The 16,905-nt window shown below is 58.3% G+C and carries 17 protein-coding genes; 9 read left to right on the forward strand and 8 right to left on the reverse strand.

Annotation, left to right across the window (positions count from 1 at the left end; genetic code table 11):
• Positions 1–507: 507 nt before the first annotated feature.
• The 6 genes from hxsD to BHC62_RS09930 all read left to right on the forward strand — a co-directional run bounded on the left by hxsD (position 508) and on the right by BHC62_RS09930 (position 5,425).
• Positions 508–807 (forward strand): His-Xaa-Ser system protein HxsD, encoded by a 300-nt coding sequence (gene hxsD / locus BHC62_RS09905; protein WP_070994890.1) that lies wholly within the window; start codon positions 508–510, stop codon positions 805–807.
• Positions 804–2,291, forward strand: coding sequence for a His-Xaa-Ser system radical SAM maturase HxsB (gene hxsB, locus BHC62_RS09910; protein WP_070994891.1), 1,488 nt, complete (start codon positions 804–806; stop codon positions 2,289–2,291). Before hxsD ends, hxsB begins: the two co-directional genes overlap by 4 nt.
• A complete protein-coding gene (gene hxsC / locus BHC62_RS09915) occupies positions 2,291–3,526 on the forward strand; it encodes a His-Xaa-Ser system radical SAM maturase HxsC (RefSeq protein ID WP_070994892.1) in 1,236 nt (411 codons plus the stop codon). The genes hxsB and hxsC overlap by 1 nt, the downstream gene beginning before the upstream one ends.
• Entirely contained in the window at positions 3,523–4,131 is a 609-nt protein-coding gene (hxsA, locus tag BHC62_RS09920; protein WP_070994893.1) for a His-Xaa-Ser repeat protein HxsA, read from the forward strand. Before hxsC ends, hxsA begins: the two co-directional genes overlap by 4 nt.
• A gap of 50 nt (positions 4,132–4,181) precedes the next feature.
• Positions 4,182–4,595, forward strand: a complete 414-nt coding sequence (locus BHC62_RS09925; protein WP_070994894.1) for a hypothetical protein — start codon at positions 4,182–4,184, stop codon at positions 4,593–4,595.
• Between the two features lie 140 nt (positions 4,596–4,735).
• Positions 4,736–5,425, forward strand: a complete 690-nt coding sequence (locus BHC62_RS09930) for a DUF5710 domain-containing protein (protein ID WP_218124024.1) — start codon at positions 4,736–4,738, stop codon at positions 5,423–5,425.
• 74 nt (positions 5,426–5,499) lie between these two features.
• On the opposite strand, the gene BHC62_RS09935 is transcribed toward BHC62_RS09930, so the two are convergent.
• Positions 5,500–6,471, reverse strand: a complete 972-nt coding sequence (locus BHC62_RS09935; RefSeq protein WP_070994896.1) for a 5'-nucleotidase — start codon at positions 6,469–6,471, stop codon at positions 5,500–5,502.
• Positions 6,472–6,772: 301 nt separating this feature from the next.
• Here BHC62_RS09935 and BHC62_RS09940 point away from each other — a divergent pair, with 301 nt between their 5' ends.
• Both BHC62_RS09940 and BHC62_RS09945 read left to right on the forward strand, forming a co-directional pair.
• On the forward strand, positions 6,773–7,063 hold the full coding sequence (locus tag BHC62_RS09940; RefSeq protein WP_070994897.1) for a type II toxin-antitoxin system ParD family antitoxin: 291 nt from the start codon (positions 6,773–6,775) through the stop codon (positions 7,061–7,063).
• A gap of 2 nt (positions 7,064–7,065) precedes the next feature.
• Positions 7,066–7,446 carry a type II toxin-antitoxin system RelE/ParE family toxin gene (locus BHC62_RS09945; RefSeq protein ID WP_070994898.1) on the forward strand — a complete coding sequence of 127 codons (381 nt, stop codon included), beginning with the start codon at positions 7,066–7,068 and terminating at the stop codon, positions 7,444–7,446.
• A gap of 640 nt (positions 7,447–8,086) precedes the next feature.
• Here BHC62_RS09945 and BHC62_RS09950 read toward each other — a convergent pair.
• From BHC62_RS09950 to BHC62_RS09960, 3 genes are read right to left on the reverse strand one after another with little or no spacing between them, the layout of a single operon-like run.
• Positions 8,087–9,751 (reverse strand): N,N-dimethylformamidase beta subunit family domain-containing protein, encoded by a 1,665-nt coding sequence (locus BHC62_RS09950; protein ID WP_083335428.1) that lies wholly within the window; start codon positions 9,749–9,751, stop codon positions 8,087–8,089.
• Positions 9,752–9,765: 14 nt separating this feature from the next.
• A complete protein-coding gene (locus BHC62_RS09955) occupies positions 9,766–11,097 on the reverse strand; it encodes an MFS transporter (protein WP_070994899.1) in 1,332 nt (443 codons plus the stop codon).
• A gap of 47 nt (positions 11,098–11,144) precedes the next feature.
• Entirely contained in the window at positions 11,145–12,395 is a 1,251-nt protein-coding gene (locus tag BHC62_RS09960) for an MFS transporter (protein WP_070994900.1), read from the reverse strand.
• Positions 12,396–12,497: 102 nt separating this feature from the next.
• On the opposite strand from BHC62_RS09960, the gene BHC62_RS09965 reads away from it, so the two are divergent.
• Positions 12,498–13,466 (forward strand): AraC family transcriptional regulator, encoded by a 969-nt coding sequence (locus tag BHC62_RS09965; protein WP_070994901.1) that lies wholly within the window; start codon positions 12,498–12,500, stop codon positions 13,464–13,466.
• Positions 13,467–13,494: 28 nt separating this feature from the next.
• Here the strand turns inward: BHC62_RS09965 and BHC62_RS09970 are convergent, their stop codons facing one another.
• The 4 genes from BHC62_RS09970 to BHC62_RS09985 all read right to left on the reverse strand — a co-directional run bounded on the left by BHC62_RS09970 (position 13,495) and on the right by BHC62_RS09985 (position 16,896).
• Entirely contained in the window at positions 13,495–14,256 is a 762-nt protein-coding gene (locus BHC62_RS09970) for an SDR family oxidoreductase (RefSeq protein WP_070994902.1), read from the reverse strand.
• Between the two features lie 29 nt (positions 14,257–14,285).
• Positions 14,286–15,113 (reverse strand): DMT family transporter, encoded by an 828-nt coding sequence (locus BHC62_RS09975; protein WP_070994903.1) that lies wholly within the window; start codon positions 15,111–15,113, stop codon positions 14,286–14,288.
• 74 nt (positions 15,114–15,187) lie between these two features.
• Positions 15,188–16,093 carry a transcriptional regulator GcvA gene (gene gcvA / locus BHC62_RS09980; RefSeq protein WP_029290677.1) on the reverse strand — a complete coding sequence of 302 codons (906 nt, stop codon included), beginning with the start codon at positions 16,091–16,093 and terminating at the stop codon, positions 15,188–15,190.
• A 239-nt stretch (positions 16,094–16,332) separates the two neighbouring features.
• Positions 16,333–16,896 carry a LuxR C-terminal-related transcriptional regulator gene (locus tag BHC62_RS09985; RefSeq protein WP_029290675.1) on the reverse strand — a complete coding sequence of 188 codons (564 nt, stop codon included), beginning with the start codon at positions 16,894–16,896 and terminating at the stop codon, positions 16,333–16,335.
• Positions 16,897–16,905: the final 9 nt, after the last annotated feature.

The following is a 16,905-nucleotide window of genomic DNA, read 5'->3' on the forward strand; positions in this document are numbered from 1 at the left end:
GACCTGCTCCACCACTTTGATGACCTCGGCCACTGCAACATCCGCTCTCATCCGAAACAAGAACCAAATCGATTGCACGCAGATGGAAGGCTGCTGCCGCATTGCAGCATAAAAATACTGCAACGCAACGCGGGGGCAGGATGAGGACGGTCACAAGAACATTAAATACTGACTTCAGGGCGTACACTGAAAGACAGCCAAAGCCACACTGGTGTTTATCAGGAATCGCCGTTCGCGATCGCTTGAACACCCGGTGCGAATTGGGGCAAAAATGGGGGCATAACTTTTTTTTAGCTGAAAGCACCGCCCTAGAGCCCTGTCAAAATGTTTTTCGGGGATCCTGAGAGTCTTTAGGCGTTGTTGGATAGGCTGATCAACTGATCATTTGACTGATTCTTCGCCTCCACGCGGGGTGGAGGCGTGCAAATGTAAAAAATTATGATGGCACAATGCCTAAGAAAGCGGCAGTATCCACACATTCACAAAGGGCTTTAAGGAGCGGTTCCGATGACATGGCCAGTCACGCTGAAGCTCGACAGCGCAGCCTACCCGCTCAGCGTGGTGCAACGCACCGCTTATTCCCTGGCCGACACTGTCACAATCCAGGTCGGTATTGAAGCCAATCAGATAAGCCTCACGGCCCACCCCGCTGAAGCAAAGCTAACGCTTTCCCCGACGCAGGCTCACTCGCTGATCTTTCAGCATCTGAACGACTTCGCCCTACGCGACCATATCAACCGCGAAACAGCAGGGTTACGTGAAATCCTGGCCCGAGCCGCCCTCGCTGGATGTGGGGTTTCGCAGTGACACTGATTGCGACAGACGCCAAGCACTACCACTTGCTGCCTCTTCGATTCATGCGCATGAACACGGGACGTGACCGTGACATCCTGCTCACCTCCGATACCGGTGAGTACATGTACGTGAACGACGCGCAATTACGAGCCCTCAGTTACTTCGACGTTCAAGCAAGTACACCTTTTTACAAGGACCTGCTGGCCCGCCACTTCATCTACGAACCAGGCCGCCACGACCCGTTCCCGGAAATGGCCGCGCAGTATCGCAGCCGCAAGGACTTCCTCTTCCAGGGCCCTGCACTGCACTTGTTCGTGGTTACATTGCGCTGCAACCACACCTGCCAGTACTGCCAGGTATCGCGGGCCCCTCTAGGTGGATCCGGCCACGACCTTTCGGAAGCGGATGCACTGGCGGCGGTCGATCGCCTGTTCGAATCGAACGCTCTCGCCCTCACTGTGGAGTTTCAGGGTGGCGAGCCGCTTCTGGCTTTCGAGCGCGTCCGCCAGATTGTCGAATGGGTCGCTGAACGGAACGTGGTCGAACAACGGGATATCCAGTTCGTCATCACCACCACGCTGCACCATCTGACGGAGGAAATACTCGACTTCGCAGAACAAAATCGCATCCAGTTTTCGACCTCGCTCGATGGGCCGGCGCCCTTGCACAATGCCAACCGCCCTACCCCGTCACGAGACTCCTACGAACGCACTGTAAAAGGTATCCAGTGGGTCCGTGAGCGTCTTGGCCATGATGCCGTTTCAGCGCTGACCACGCTGACTTCCAGAAGCCTCGAACAACCTGAAGCGATCGTCGATGAGTATGTAAGCCAGGGCTTCTCCAGCATCTCGCTTCGGCCTCTGAGCCCTTATGGGTTTGCCACCAAGAGTGCCCATCGACTTGATTATCCGATTGAGCAATACCTGGCCTTCTACAAGAAGGCACTGGACTATTTGCTGCGTATCAACCAACAGGGCGTGTACCTGTCGGAGAGTTACACGAGCCTGCTGCTGAAGAACATCCTCACGCCCTTCTCCTCCGGCTATGTGGACCTGCGCTCCCCTGCTGGCGCAGGCACTGCGGCGTTGGTTTACAACTATGACGGTTATGTCTATCCCTCGGACGAAGCCCGAATGTTGCTGGAGATGGGTGAAGACGGCTTGAGGCTCGGCACCGTACAGCAACCCTTGTCTGAACTACTGGCATCGCCCGTCATGGAGGCATTGCTTGCCAGTGGTGTTGCGGAGGCACTGCCGGGCTGCTCGGACTGCGCACTGGTCCCCTACTGCGGCGCAGACCCCATCGAACACTATGCGCGCCAAGGCGACCCAATCGGACACCGGGTGTTCAGCAGCTTCTGCAAGAAGAACATGGGACTGCTGAAGCATTTATTCGACCTGCTTCGCGATGGCGACGACAACGCGCAGAGGGTGCTGTTGTCCTGGTTGAACAGACGCTCCTACAGCGATGTTCGGTTCCCGGGTTACAGGGGCTGATGGCGATGCTGCGCAAAGATACCCACTTCGAAATCCATCACCTGAATGAGCCGAAACTGCTCAAGGTCATCACTCTGGATGAGTTCATCGAACAAGGCCTGGCTGTTTGTGCCGGAAGAGCTGAGTTCGGTGACCTACTGCTTTGGCTGCCAAACGAAGAACGACTACGGAGCCCGCATCTGCTCTCATTACCAGTGGGAGGATTCCTGATCCCGGAGCCATTGATCGGCGACTTCGACAGCGCGCGGCCACACCTGCACACCCCCAAAGATGCGGATGTCGTGCAGCCCGGCGATGTCATTGCCATCACACCAGGCAACGCGGTGGTGCGAGTGCTCTATCGACGAGGCTCAGACAGCAACCTGCTGTTCATGACTGATCGTTGCAATAGCCTCTGTCTGATGTGCTCGCAGCCGCCCAAAGATATCGATGACCGTTGGCACATCGAGGAGAACCTACGGCTGATCGACCTGATGGACCCGGGTGAGGAAAATCTGGGAATCAGCGGCGGAGAACCAACGCTTTATCGCGACGGCCTGCTCGAAATCCTGGCCAAGTGCAAAGCCGTTTTGCCGCAGAAATCCATTCATGTGCTCAGCAACGGGCGTCTGTTCCAGGACCCGAACTGGATCGCTGCGCTCTCTTCCATCGGTCACCCTCAGTTGAGCTGGGGCATCCCGCTATATGCCGACAATGCCGAAGACCATGACCATGTGGTGCAGGCTCCCGGCGCGTTTAGCGAAACCCTGCAAGGTCTTTACAACCTGGCGCGCGCCAACCAGATCATCGAGATACGCGTGGTGCTCAATCGCCTGACTACGCCACGCTTGCCAGAGCTCGCCCACTACGTGTTCAGGAACCTGCCCTTCGTGCGGCATGTTGCGTTGATGGGTATCGAAAGTACCGGCCTGGCCAGAAAAAACTACGAAGAACTGTGGATTGACCCGCTGGACTATCAAGAGTCGTTGAGCCAGGCCGTGTATTTCCTGTTCAACCGCGGAGTGCCGGTTTCGATCTACAACTTGCCGCTGTGCCTGATCCCGGCCCACCTTTCGCGTTTCGCCCGCCAGAGCATCTCGGACTGGAAGAACCTGTTCATCGATACCTGCCAGCAATGCGCGGGCGTCAAACATTGCTCTGGTTTCTTCAAATCCCACACCGACCGCTGGCAGAGCCGCGGCGTACAACCTCTATCGACCGAGGCCTTTAGCGCCTATGCAAGGAGCGCACAGTGAAATTGCTCGACCGCTGGAAAGCCCTGATCAGTGGGATCAGCCTGCTACCAATCGCAGGCACCACTCTGGTACAGGCGGGCCAGATGCCGCTCGCCGACGCAAACTGGCAACCCAACGACAAGCTACAGCCGCCGGTATTTGCCGATACGCTCAATGCGCCAGACACCGTCAACATCTATGCGGCACATCGTTCGCACAGTTCACACCGGTCCCACAGCTCGCACAGTTCTCACTACAGCGGCTCGGGTGGGTATAGCGCGCCTCGCTACTACAGTCCGCCCGCTACCAGCACCCGAAGCTACAGCGCGCCGAGTACTTCGAGCAGCACCCCAAGCAGTAACAGCCTTTATCAGTCGTCTGGCACTACCAGGGGTGCTAGTTCGAGCACTTCAAAGAGCCGCGCGACCAATGAGCAGAAGAACAACCTAGTCACCCGTGTCCAGACCGCGCTGATGGTACGCCAGTATTACCAAGGCACCATTGACGGGGTGATGGGCAAGGCGACACGGGGTGCATTGATGGCCTTTCAGATGGACAGTGGGCTGACAGTGAATGGCCGGATGGATACGCCATCGCTCAATGCGCTGGGGATCAAGATTCCATAAATCGCTTCAGGTTAAGGCTAGCGTCCGTTCAGCAACGAAGGAATTATCCCGTGCAGCACATCATTCAAGTCGACAACACTCTCTGGGCATTGATCAGCCGCCTGCAAGGCAAGGAGCTGCAAACACCGTCGCGTAGCGCCCGCTTCCGTATCACGACCGTTGATGCAGATCACGTGGTGATTGAGACCGGATCGCAAGACTCGCAGTTGACTCTGACTCGATCAGCTTTCCAACAAACGCTGGACTACCTCGCCGGCAACAATCATTTCGGCCAAGCACAAGCGGTGGAAATCAGCTCCAACCATACGTACGAAAAAGCCGGTCCACTTTGCCAGGCGGCTCGTTACAGAGCAGAAGGCAAGCCGGGCCGTACCAACATTACCTACATTCTGCCGATTCTGGAGCAGTGCCAGGCAGTCGGCATCAGGTCATCCACTCCGAACAGGACTTGGCTACTGCCCTGAGTGGAGCAGCGATATAGCTCCTTTTAAGGCCTAAACTTGGCCGCTCCCTGCTTTGGCGCTCTTCTTCTAGAGCTCCAAGGCCCCCAGCAAGGCAATAAGTTCTAGCGTGGCATGCTGGCGCTTGCTGATGAGCAATACGTATGGATACAGAAATGGCAAGGATTGATCTGAAAGTCCCCTTCTCAGAAAAAGATGAAGCGAAATCACTCGGTGCCAAGTGGGACCCGAGCCTGAAGACTTGGTACATCCCCGATGGTGTCGACATCAGCCCCTTGGCTCAATGGCTGCCCGTAACAGAGCACGCGGAACTGGAGCATGGACCTGAATTTAGCGTCAGAGCACCGTATTACTACGTAATAGAGTCAGTGTCCGATTGCTGGGCATGCTCTAATTTGACCCGCGTGTTCTCATTCAAGCTGCCCGAGCAACACGAAGAGTTCGTTTACTACGAGGATGAGGACGAAGATTTCGCGCTCACAAGGAACCTCGGCGAATGGAAGTGCCATGGGTATCGCGGAACGGTCTCCAACGTCATCCGCCTCTCTCCCTTGGTAGCGAAGCAGATCCATCATTTCACCAACAAGTTCAAGGAGGCCTACAGCAAAACGGTAGGCCGCCGTTACCTGATGAATCACTGCGAAAACTGCGGAGCAAAGCTCGGCGATTTCTTCATGCACAGCGAACCTGGTGGAGCTTTCTTCCCGACCTCACCACAAGAAGCTAAGCGGATGACTCTCATCAGAATCAACGAACGGTTCGACGCCAACTGCAGCGTCGGCTTTGCATCCGAAGATTTTTTCGACTGGATGCAGGTTCGCGAGCAATCCTAAATCTCGGACTGCCCGGGGAGCCAATACGAACTCCTATGGCACTACGCGCTCAAGCCTGCGTGTTACACCCCCTGCTAGACCTGATCCGCTTCAGGCTCTAGCGCAACCACTGTCGCGACATGGTTGGTGATACCGAAAGGAATGTGCACGGATGGAGCAACTGCGCTAGTCGATTTAAGGTGCCCTGATTGGTCATCGAAGAAGATGTGTGGTTTCAATACACCTAAAATTTTGCCTTTCTCGATGCCACCCAGGAAGAATGCGTCATTAGCCATGACCCCCCAACTCTTGAGTGTATTCATCGCACGCTCATGAGACGGAGCATTGCGGGCTGTGACGATCGAGACGCGTATGCGGTTTTCGTATTTAGGATTGAGCTTTTTGTGCTTCTCCTCGACTGACTGGATTTTGGATATCCGCACCATGAACTCCTTCAGCGGCCCCGGGTTATGGGGCTGCATAACGTTCTTCACTTCGTGCGCATGGAACTCAGACAATCCAGAGGCCTGCATGATCGTTTCGGACTCATCGCCAGCGAGTACGCCGTCAAAGTCGAATGCGATGCGTAGGGTTTTATCAGTTTCGTCGTCTTCAAATTTTGAATCGAGCACCTGGCCAGCCGGGTACCCGGCCTTGATAGCCGCTTCCACGTCTTTTTTGTCACCCGACAAAAATAAAGCGATATTCAGTGCTGGTATGTATTCATAAGGGGATTTTCCTTGCATGAAAATCGCCCTTGTCATCCCAAGCCCGTAGTGCTCGATAGTCTTCAGTACGCGCAGCCCAGTGTCGGGATCATTGCGCGAAAGAAGTATTACCTCAACGAGCGGATCCGTAGGATCGACGCTCAGGTCATTCACTGACAGTAAGCGCTTGATGAAGGGGAACGCTATCCCCTTAGGAAGCGGGACGTGAAGATTTTTTTGCTGAAACTTGCGGTATTCCTCCTCCCCCTGACTCTGAAACACTGCGTCCGATGCCAACAAATCAAACACAGCGCTGGAAGCGACACCGATCACCAGGCGATTTTCTAACTCGTAGGGCATTGGAACCTCTCTTGATGCCTCTAAACGCAAATATTGATGGGCATCTAACATGCCGATCGATTTCAGGGAGGATCGAGAAGCACACATCACGCGCCTCCTGCATGAACACTCAGGCATATCAATCTTCAAATCAATCTGCAGGTTGCTTTATTAGAAGTGGAACACTTTGAATCTTGCTGATTTACGCTGAGTCACCCATCACCTGATCGCCGGATGTCGGCCCCAAGCTATTCTCCCGAGTGAAAATGGCATAATATGCCAACAATCAAAAGTACCTGCTTGCATCGAACTGGAGCCAGTTATGGCGACGCGAAACGTTGTGCTCACCCCTCACCAGGATCAGGTTATCCACGACCTGGTGCAGTCCGGCCGTTATCAGAATGCCAGCGAAGTGATGCGGGAAGGTTTGCGGCTATTGGAACAGCGTGTCGCCGAAGACACCGCCAAAATTGAGGCACTACGCCACGCGACCTCGATCGGCATCATGGATCTTGCGCACGAGCGCTTTACTCAGGTAAACGAAGGGGATCTGGAGCACTACCTCGAGGCCTTGAGCCTGGAAGCAACCCTCCCCGCGAGAGGCAAACACTGAGCATGCCGCGGTATCGTGTTTCCAACACAGCACGCGCCGACATTGTCGACATCCTCAGGCTCTCCCAGACGCAGTTCGGCGATCAAGCGCGCCAGCGCTACCAGACGCTGATCCTCGCGGCGCTGCAAGCGCTTGCCGACACGCCTTGTCGCATTGGCAGCCACGATCGCGATGAGCTTGCACCGGGCCTTCGCAGCTATCACCTCATCTATTCACGCCAGCAGGCCAAACAAACCCATGGAATGGTCAAAAAACCACGCCATATCGTGTTCTATCGTGTGGCAAACGACGACATTATCGAGGTCGTAAGACTCCTTCATGACGCCATGGAAGTGCAGTTGCACTTACCTACGATTGATCAGCGACCTGGCCCAACGGATTAACTGGCCAGGTATAGCAAAGGTAAGCCCCTCCTCTAAATCTCAATCTGAGCGCCCTTGTGATCAGCCGACTTGGCGGCCAATTGACGCGGGAGGTTCCGGAGCCAACCTGGCTATCGAGGCCCACGACCAGAATCACTACTTTCAACTTTGCGCACCACTTTCAATGCAGAACAACCGCTTCTCACGCGTTTCCCGCGATCAGGCGCCTAGCATTGCTCCAGTTGTCGATGGACACGCATATCGATGCCCCAGGCGACCAGAGCCCTGGCAACATCACGCAGAGTACGAGTATCTCGCGAGTTAATTTCAAGTTAGATGCTGAAAGACCCGACAACCCTGCTTAAGGTGTCGACTCATTACTCATATCCTCTTCCAAGTGACCGAGGGTTTACCAGATACGGGTCGCTGATCAAGTGTCCGCAGGCGCACTGAATACCAGCCACGGCGATGCTGGAGTTCGACAGAGATCGCCACTCGCGTACTCGGTGCGAACAGGGGCAAAAGTGGGGGCATGCTTTGGATGGTTTGAAAAGGACGCCCCAGCCTAACGCTCAGCAATCCCTTCTTGGAGAATCAACCGCTGCTCGCCACCGTAGTGTCACGGCATCGACGCAAGCGCCACATTTCCTTTTTTAGAAAATCACCGCACCTCCTGCGCATTGCCCAAGAAACGATCGAGCACATTTTTTGTGATCATCACGGTGTAAATGTCTGCCTGCATCAGCCCATGCACCCATTCACACGTGGCGGCGGTAAAGACCTCGCCGCGACCTTTGTGGAAGTGCACTACCATGCCCGCCCCACGGCTGTGCAACGCGATGCTGCCGTCGCTGAGGTCGGGCGCCAGGATGGACGCACGAAACCGGGCATCGCCGTCGCCGAGCATGAATGAGTAGGCATCCTCGGATCGGCCATGCTCGGCATTGGTCGCCCAGCCCATTGCGAGAATTTGCAATCCGCTGGGCGCCCCGTCTGTGCCGAGCGGTTCTGGAAGGCCGTCGACGAACGTGTATTCGAGGCCATCCACTTCATAGCCAAAGATGTTGGCTTCGTCTGCGAACATGTCCGCGTAGCCGAGGCCCGTGCCCATAAATGCCCAGTGCTCAGGCCTGAAGACCGTGTACCCGCGCGGGTTGCGCGGTGCCATCCCGCCAAAGCTACCGTATATCCCGCGCAGAGCATTCACCCCGAACGTCGATGCCCCAGGGTGATTTACCCGCGGATCTTCCCAGGCCCCCGTTTGCCGATGAGGCTCGGTAGCCGCCACAGGATCGAGCGCGCCAGCATCGTACTTGTAGGCCACCTGCCGCCGCCCCTCATCCTCCAGGCGAATCTGCCACATAAAATTGCCGGCGAATCGCGCGACCCTGCCGCCCTCCTCGACAAAGGCGTCGACATGGTCGCGCATTTCCCGCGTCCAGTACTCGTCGTGCCCGGCGAAGACAGCGCAGGCGTAGCCCTCAAGCGCGTGCGGGTCGTGATGCAAATCGTCCTGGGTGAGGATATGCACCGTATATCCTTGCTGTTCGGCCCAGACCACAAAGGGTCTCTCGTAAGAAGCCCACCCCGCCAGCGCGTAGTACTTGGCGTACCCATTAAGGCCAGCCCATTCGATGAACTCATAGCGCGCTGGCCCTGGCTGGCGGGGCCGGGTCGCGTTGACGCAACGTGGCGCATCGTCCGGCAGCCACACCTGCCCTCGCGCCCAGGGGCGCTGCGCCGACAGCAACGGTGAGCGGCCACGCGGCGTGCCGGGGTGAAGGCCAAAGTAATGATTGGCACCGCCCCAGTCGTTATAAGCGGCCCACGTCGATGTGGCCGCGACGAGTACCAAGGCATCGGCACGCTTGCGCAGCGCCTTGACGATGAACAGATGATGCCCGAGGACGCTGCCAGCGCCGTCCCGTACTTCCACTATATAGCCACCCTGCTCGGCATCAGCCGGGATTGACCATTGCATGAAGACTGGCCATTGGCAGCCATGCTCATAGGCACGTTCAGGTATGGGGTGGAATCGAGCATCCAGGCTGTCGGTGGTATGCAACGTGCGGGCAATGGCTCCATCGCGATAGATCCTGAGCGTCACTTGCGGGCAGTTCGACGACAGATAAAGGCAAACCGATTCACCCGGGCTATAGGCGCGGCGATCCGAATAGCACCAGGCGGCCGCCGGGCCTGACTCTGAAGGCACTTCAACCCAGGTCTCGCGTGCGGCCTGACGTGGCCCTGAAGTCTGACTGACAGTCACGCTGGCGCCGGGTCGCTCACCTCGTGCAGCGGGGGTTTTGAGGTCTGTGGAATTCATTGAGTCGTACTCCTTTATTCGGCTGATTCGGCGGATCGACCAGCCAAGGCATTTACCCCGACTCGAGCGCCAGGCGCCTCGATGTGCGCAAGGTCGATGCCCGCCGTTTCGTCGATCAGAAACCCTGCCAGGACGGTGACTACGCCCAACCCGATGACGTAGCTGACGTACAGATAGCCAAGGTCGGCGCCGCTAAGATAGTTGTGCAGATAGGGGGCAGTGCCGCCAAAGATCGCCACTGACACCGACGAGACCAAGCCGACGCCCTGTGCCCGCGCCTGGGTGGGTACCTGCTCGGAGAGCACAGCGGGGAAAATCGCCGCGATCAGCGACCAGGCGCCCAGCCCCAGCACCTGGGCCAAGAACAGCGTGTAGGGCTCAGTGGTCACCATTATCGAGATGGGATAGGTCAGAACGATCACGCCCAGGCCCCAGGCGATGACCATGGGGCGGCGGCCTACCCGATCGGACAACATCCCGCAAAGCGGCAACCAGCACACACAGAGGATCTGCGCGAGAAGACTGGCAACATAGGCACCCGTGGCGTCCATGCCCTGGGCAATCGCCGTCGCGGCGCCGAACGTGACCCAAGCGTAGTAAGTGACATTGGCGGCCGCTGCAAGCATGACGATGTTACGCGCGACACGCAGCATCTGCGCCGTGGACAGCTTGCGCGGCGGCCGCGCTTGCCCCTGCTGCGCTACAAACACATGCGATTCCTGCGCGCCGCGACGCAAGAACAGCGCGTAAATACCGAGCACTCCACCCATGGCGAAGCCTATCCTCCAGCCGTAGTCACTCATGGCCTGCGCACCCAGCAACCAGGTGAGTGTTGCCGCCACGGCCGTCGCCGCCATCACCCCTAGCGTCACCCCCACATAGACCGAACTCGACCATAAGCCACGGTGTTTGCTTGGGGCGATCTCGGCGACATAGGTGTAGGAAACCCCGGTCTCGCCACCATGGGCGAGCCCCTGCATGAGCCGGAAAAACAGCAGCGCGACCGAGGCATACAGGCCGATGCTCTGGTAGTCGGGAATAAGCGCGATGCCCAGGCTGCTGATCGCCAGCAGCAGCATGGTGAGCACCATGATGGTCCGACGCCCCAGCCGGTCGCTCAGTCGGCCAAACAACCATCCGCCGATAGGGCGCGCGACAAAGCCAACTGCAAACACAGCCAGGGTCGCGAGCATCGCCGAGCGCGCATCGGTCTTGTCGAACAGATTGCTTGCCAGGTACACCGAGAAGGTTGCGTACAGGGTCCAGTCAAACCATTCGAGCGCATTGCCAATACCTGCCGCGCGCAACGATTTGAGGCGTCCTTGGTGAGACGTCGTATTGTTCATGGGTTAATTCCTGATTGGATGGGATCGAAGCGATTTGGCAAACCTGATCAAAGATGCAACGCAGTCTTGGTCTGGCGAACGCCCTGGGCAGAAGGGACGCGGACCCGCAGCGCAATCAACAGCGCGGCCAGCAGCATCAGCACGGCCGCTGCGACGAATACGCCTGCGCTGCCACCGAGGCTGAACACTGCACCGCCAGCGGCGGCGCCTGTTGCGATGGCGGATTGCACAGATGCCACCACCATGCCTCCGGCGCTTTCCGCCTGATCAGGTACCGCACTGGCAACCCAGTTCGACCACGCTACCGGCACACCACCAAAGGCCAAGCCCCAGATCGCCAGGAGTATCGCCTGCCCCGGCAACGATGCCGGCAACAGCACCAACGCCAGTGCTGCAACGCCGACCAGGGCGGGCATCAACACCAGAGTGGCCAGCGGGTGGCGCTCCAACAGCCTCCCGGCCAACAGCGTGCCGACGAAGTTGGCCACACCGAACCCCAGCAACATCAGTGACAGCCCTTGCGAGCCAATGCCCGTAGTCCCTTCAAGGAATGGCCGAACATAGGTGAACATCGCGAAGTGCCCGCTGTGCACCAGCACGCAACCGAACATCCCCATGGCGATGCCTGGGCGCTGCAGCACCTCTAAAACAGTGCGCAGTCTTGCCGGCCGACGCGGCGCGAGGCGCGGCAGAGTGAACGACTGAAAAGCCAGGGTCACCATGCCTACCGCCGCCGCTGCAAAGAACGCGCTGCGCCAGCCATACAGCCCGCCCAGATAGCTGCCCAGCGGCACTGCAACGACCGTCCCGATGGCAATGCCACTGAAAATGATCGATAGCGCCCGGGGCAATAGCGCACTCGGCACCAACCGCATTGCTACCGCCGCCGCCATGCTCCAGAACCCGCCAAGGGCGATACCCAGCAAGATGCGCATCAACAACAGCACCGCGAAGCTGGAGGAAACGGCGACCAACAGATTGGACGCGACCATCAACGTGGAAAACCCCAGCAACACCCAACGCCGGTCAATGCCACGGGTCAGGCCAGGCACCAACAAGCCGGCGAACAGCGCTACGACGGCTGTCACCGTTACCGCCTGGCCAGCCAGCGCTTCGGACACCCCCAGGTCAGTCGCCATCAGCGTCAACAAACTGGCCGGAAGGTACTCAGCGGTCAGTAACCCGAACACCCCCATTGCCAACGAAAAGACGGCCATCCACGCGGGGGTCGCAGGCTCAACATCCAAGTCGGCGCCAGGATGGCGCTCAGGGACGGCATTACATACACAGTCGGTCATCGTACGGATCTCCCAATCTTCATTACGAACCGAAGTCTAGGCGTCGTAATCCGGATGATCTATGATTGAAAATCTCTACTTTTTGACCGAAACACCTGAACGATGCCTACTGACCAGTTTGCTCTCTCCTCGGACCTCATCAACGAGCTATTGCGTGGCATGCGCCTGCGTGGCGTCGAATACCGGCGTATCCAGGCAGGCCCCGCCTTCGGTTTGGGCATCCCGGAAAAACCTGGGCACGCCTGGTTCCACTTCATCGCCGTCGGCAATGCGGTGCTGCGCATGGAGGATGGCACCACCTACGAGCTGTCTGCCGGCAACGCCGTGTTCATCTCCCATGGCGCGGCCCATCAACTGCTTTCACATCCGCACGCGCCTGTTCTAGACATCGACCGTCTAGACGGCGCCCCGCTCGGTGACACCGTCAGCGCAGTGGATACCGGAGCCGATGCCAGCCCCACGCCGAGCACTATTTTGTTCAGTGGTTGTATGGAGTTTGAACTGGGCAGTATCCATGGCCTTGGCAAGCTGATGCCGGGCCTGATGCTGATTGATGCCGGCGGCCAGCGTTACCCCGGCCTGGTACCGATCCTGACAACCATGGAACGCGAAGTTAGCGCCGCACGTGTCGGCTTCGCCGGGATCCTCGCGCGTTTGGCCGACGTGGTGGCTGCCATGGTCGTGCGCGGCTGGGTGGAGTGCGCCTGCGGCAATGCCTCGGGCCTGGTCGCCGCCTTGCGCGATCCACGCTTGGCCGGAGCACTGCTTGCGCTCCATCAGCAACCGGGCCGCGACTGGACCGTTGCGCAGTTGGCCGAGCACTGCAATACCTCACGCTCGGTCTTCGCGGACCGCTTCCAACTGACGATTGGCATGGCCCCGCTGCGCTATGTCACCGAACTGCGCATGCGGCTGGCGAGCCAGTGGCTGACCCTCGAAAGGCTACCGATTGAAGAGGTAGCGCAGCGTTTGGGCTATACATCGCAGGCCGCTTTCAGTCGTGCATTCAAGCGCATCACGGGCAAAACACCTGGGTTAAGTCGTAAGGCGAGGCAGCCCGCTGTTACTTGAAACCGAGTCGATGATCCACGCCTCTGACTCATTTACCGCCCGTTACGTCCAGGAACGTACCGGTCACGAACGATGCCTCGGCGCTCGCCAACCATAGAATCGCGCGTGCTACTTCCTCAGGTTGTCCGCCCCGCCCCATGGGGATCGAGTCCTTGACACGATCGACCCGCCCCGGCTCACCGCCGCTGGCATGCATGTCGGTATAAATATGCCCGGGGCGAATACAGTTGACGCGTATGCCTTCCCGAGCCACCTCCTTTGCAAAGCCAATGGTGAACGTCTCCAACGCCCCCTTTGACGCCGCATAGTCGACGTACTCATTGGGGCTGCCAAGGCGCGCGGATGCCGATGAGACATTGATCACCACGCCGCCCGGGCCCTTGTGACGGTAAGCCATGCGCTTTACCGCCTGTTGCGCGCAGAGAATTGGCCCAATGGCATTGACCGCAAAGATGCGCTGCATCCGCTCGAAGCCGAGCTCTTCCAGGCGTGACTGAGGCGCCAGCATCCCGGCGTTATTGACCAGGACGTCAATGCGGCCGAATGTGCGATCGATGGCCGCGAACAAATCGGCCACCTGCTGGGGGTCCGCACTGTCTGCCGGCATCGCCAAGGCTTTGCGCCCCAACGCTTCTACATCCGCAACCACCGCCCGCGCTGCGGGCTCGTTGGCAACGTAGCTGATAGCCACGTCATAACCTCTTGCCGCAGCCAGCCGGGCGGTTGCCGCCCCTACTCCCCGACTTCCACCCGTGATTAGAATCAGCGGTACCTGCGAGACGTTGACCATGACATATAGCTCCTGCGTTATTGGCTGTATCAGCCGATGATGAGGATGCCGCTGGCGATCACCAGGCACGCCAGTATCCGGCGCGCGCTGAGCGTCTCGCCGAGAAACACATAGCCGATCAACACCGCAAACAGCACGCTGGTTTCGCGCAATGCCGATACCGCCCCCAAGGGCGCTTCGGTCATGGCGTAGATGACCATTCCATACGCAAGCAAAGAGACCAGCCCGCCGACCAAAGCGGTCACTGTTCCGGGCCTCACGCAGAACAAGCTGCGGGTGTCACGCAAGCCGATGTAGACCACTGGCATCAGCACGCCCCACAGGGCGCACATCCACACGGTGTACGCAAGCGGCGCGCCGGAGAGCCTGGCGCCGATGCCGTCGACCACGCTGTAGGCCGCGATAAAGCCGCCCGTACCCAGCGCATAGGGCAAGCTGGGAACCGACAGACTGCGCCCTCTGAAGGCCAACGAAATAATCCCGCCTGACACCAGCGCAATCCCCAGCAATTGGCCGGGCGTGATGCTTTCTGCGGCAAAAACGGCGGCCCCCAAGGTAACCAGCACCGGCGACGAACCCCGTGAAATCGGATAGACCTGCCCTAGGTCACCAACCCGGTAACTGCGCACCAGGAACAGGTTGTAGCCCACATGCAGCAACGCCGAAAGCACCGCGTAGCCCCAGCTCTCAATCGCGGGGGGCACCATGAACGCTGCGGCGACGACACTGGTAATGGCGATGGCAATGCACATCACCGTCATGGACCACAACCGATCGGCACCGCTACGCAGCAGCGCATTCCAGCTGGCATGCAGGAGCGCGGCGAGAAGCACGAGGAAGATGATAGGGATAGGCATGCGCCACTTTAGGCAATGCCGCGCCGGGACTAAAGCGAAGTCTCCTCATCGGAGCATGAGCGGATGCTCATAATTCACTCGTCCAGCCGTTGGACTTTCAGTGCCTCGCCGACCAACCATTGGCGAAAGCTGGCGATGTGCGGTTGCGATTCGATGCCCTTGGGGCATACGAAGTAGTAAGCCAATGGCGATGGAAGCGGCACATCAAACAACCGCACCAAACGGCCATCGCTGATTTCGTTCTCGACATGCCCACTGCGCACCAATGCAACGCCCTGGCCGAGCAAGGCCGCCTCGACCGTCATGTTGGTATCGCCGAATCTGACGCTCTCCTTGAGCGGCAAATAGGCCAGCCCGACGGCTTGAAACCATACCTCCCATTTAGGCACCAACTCGGCACCATCGCGCGTCAGCAGCGGGAAATGCAACAGGTCTGCGGGGCTCTGCGGAGTCCCGACGCGCCGCAACAGTTCGGGGCTGGCCACAGGAAACACCTGCTCCCCAAACAGGAACTCAGAATGCAGACCGGGGTAGTTGCCCTTGCCGAGCCTGATCGCAACATCCGCCTGGCCGTGGGAGAAGTGGATTATTTTATCCGTGGTGTCCAGCGAGACCAGCAGCTCGGGGTACTGACGAGAGAGACGCGGCAAGCGTGGCAGCAGCCATTTGAGCGCGAAGGAATAGGTGGTGCTGACGCTGAGTCGAACCCTGTCTTTTTGCTCGCGCAAATCACCCAGAGTCGCTTCCAGGCTGATGAAAAACTCCCGCACGATCGGCGCCAGCGCAGCCCCCGCTGCCGTGAGGCGTAACGTCTTGCTACGCTCAAACAACTGCACGCCCCACAGCGCCTCAAGGTGCTTGAGCTGGTGACTGACCGCGCTTTGAGTGACATGTAGCTCCTGTGCGGCTGCAGTAAATGTCGGATGGCGGGTAGCAACTTCAAAAGCGCGTAAGGTGGCGGTGGGCGGTAGGTCTCTCATAAGGCGGAGTTCATTCAGTTATCGGAAAAGCACATACATGAACGTTAGCTCATGCAGCTGCCAAATTCACTGTAAACATCGCCTTCCTAGCGAGGCAGTGGCTCAACTGAAACTGGATGTTCAACGACGCAAAGGATTTTCGGTGTGCTGGATAGGCGAGTAATCGCACGCGAAAGCATCGCCTTGCCGGGGCATCTGTTCATGCTATGTCCAAGGTAGCGCTCGGGATCCCATCGTTATCAGTTCAACACAATGATCTTTGAAACCAACTCTGCGCTGTTCTTGGCCTGCAGCTTTTTCATCAGCCGGGCCCGATGGACTTCGACAGTGCGGTGGGAAATGTTCAACTTGCGGCCGATTTCCTTGCAGGTCAGGCCGTTGACAATGTACGCCGAGATTTCCCGTTCCCGTGGCGTCAAGTTGACCGTCGCGTGGAACACGCGATCCATGCGCTCGAAATGCCAGACCATCAACTGAAACGGATCATTGGGCGTCAGCGTGTAGCCATTGGCCCTGGTCCAGAACACTTCCCCGCTGTGATGCTGCATAAAGCGCTCATCGGAATAGGAGCCGTTCTTGCTGTGCTGTAGCCAGCTCAGACTGCGTTCGCCTATAGCTTTATAGTCGGTTTGAGAGGGATAAAGCTTGAGGATTAGCTCACCGATCAGCTCGTCGCGCTGGAACCCGAACAAGTCGAGAAATGCCACGTTGAGATCAAGCATGCGACGGTTGCCGGTGATCACTTGGGGAGCCGGCGATACTTGAAACGCTAGCCGTTCAAGGTCTTCCAGTTGATCTCTCATTGTGCAGTC

The organism is Pseudomonas sp. 06C 126 (genome assembly GCF_001855215.1).
Classification (GTDB): domain Bacteria; phylum Pseudomonadota; class Gammaproteobacteria; order Pseudomonadales; family Pseudomonadaceae; genus Aquipseudomonas; species Aquipseudomonas proteolytica.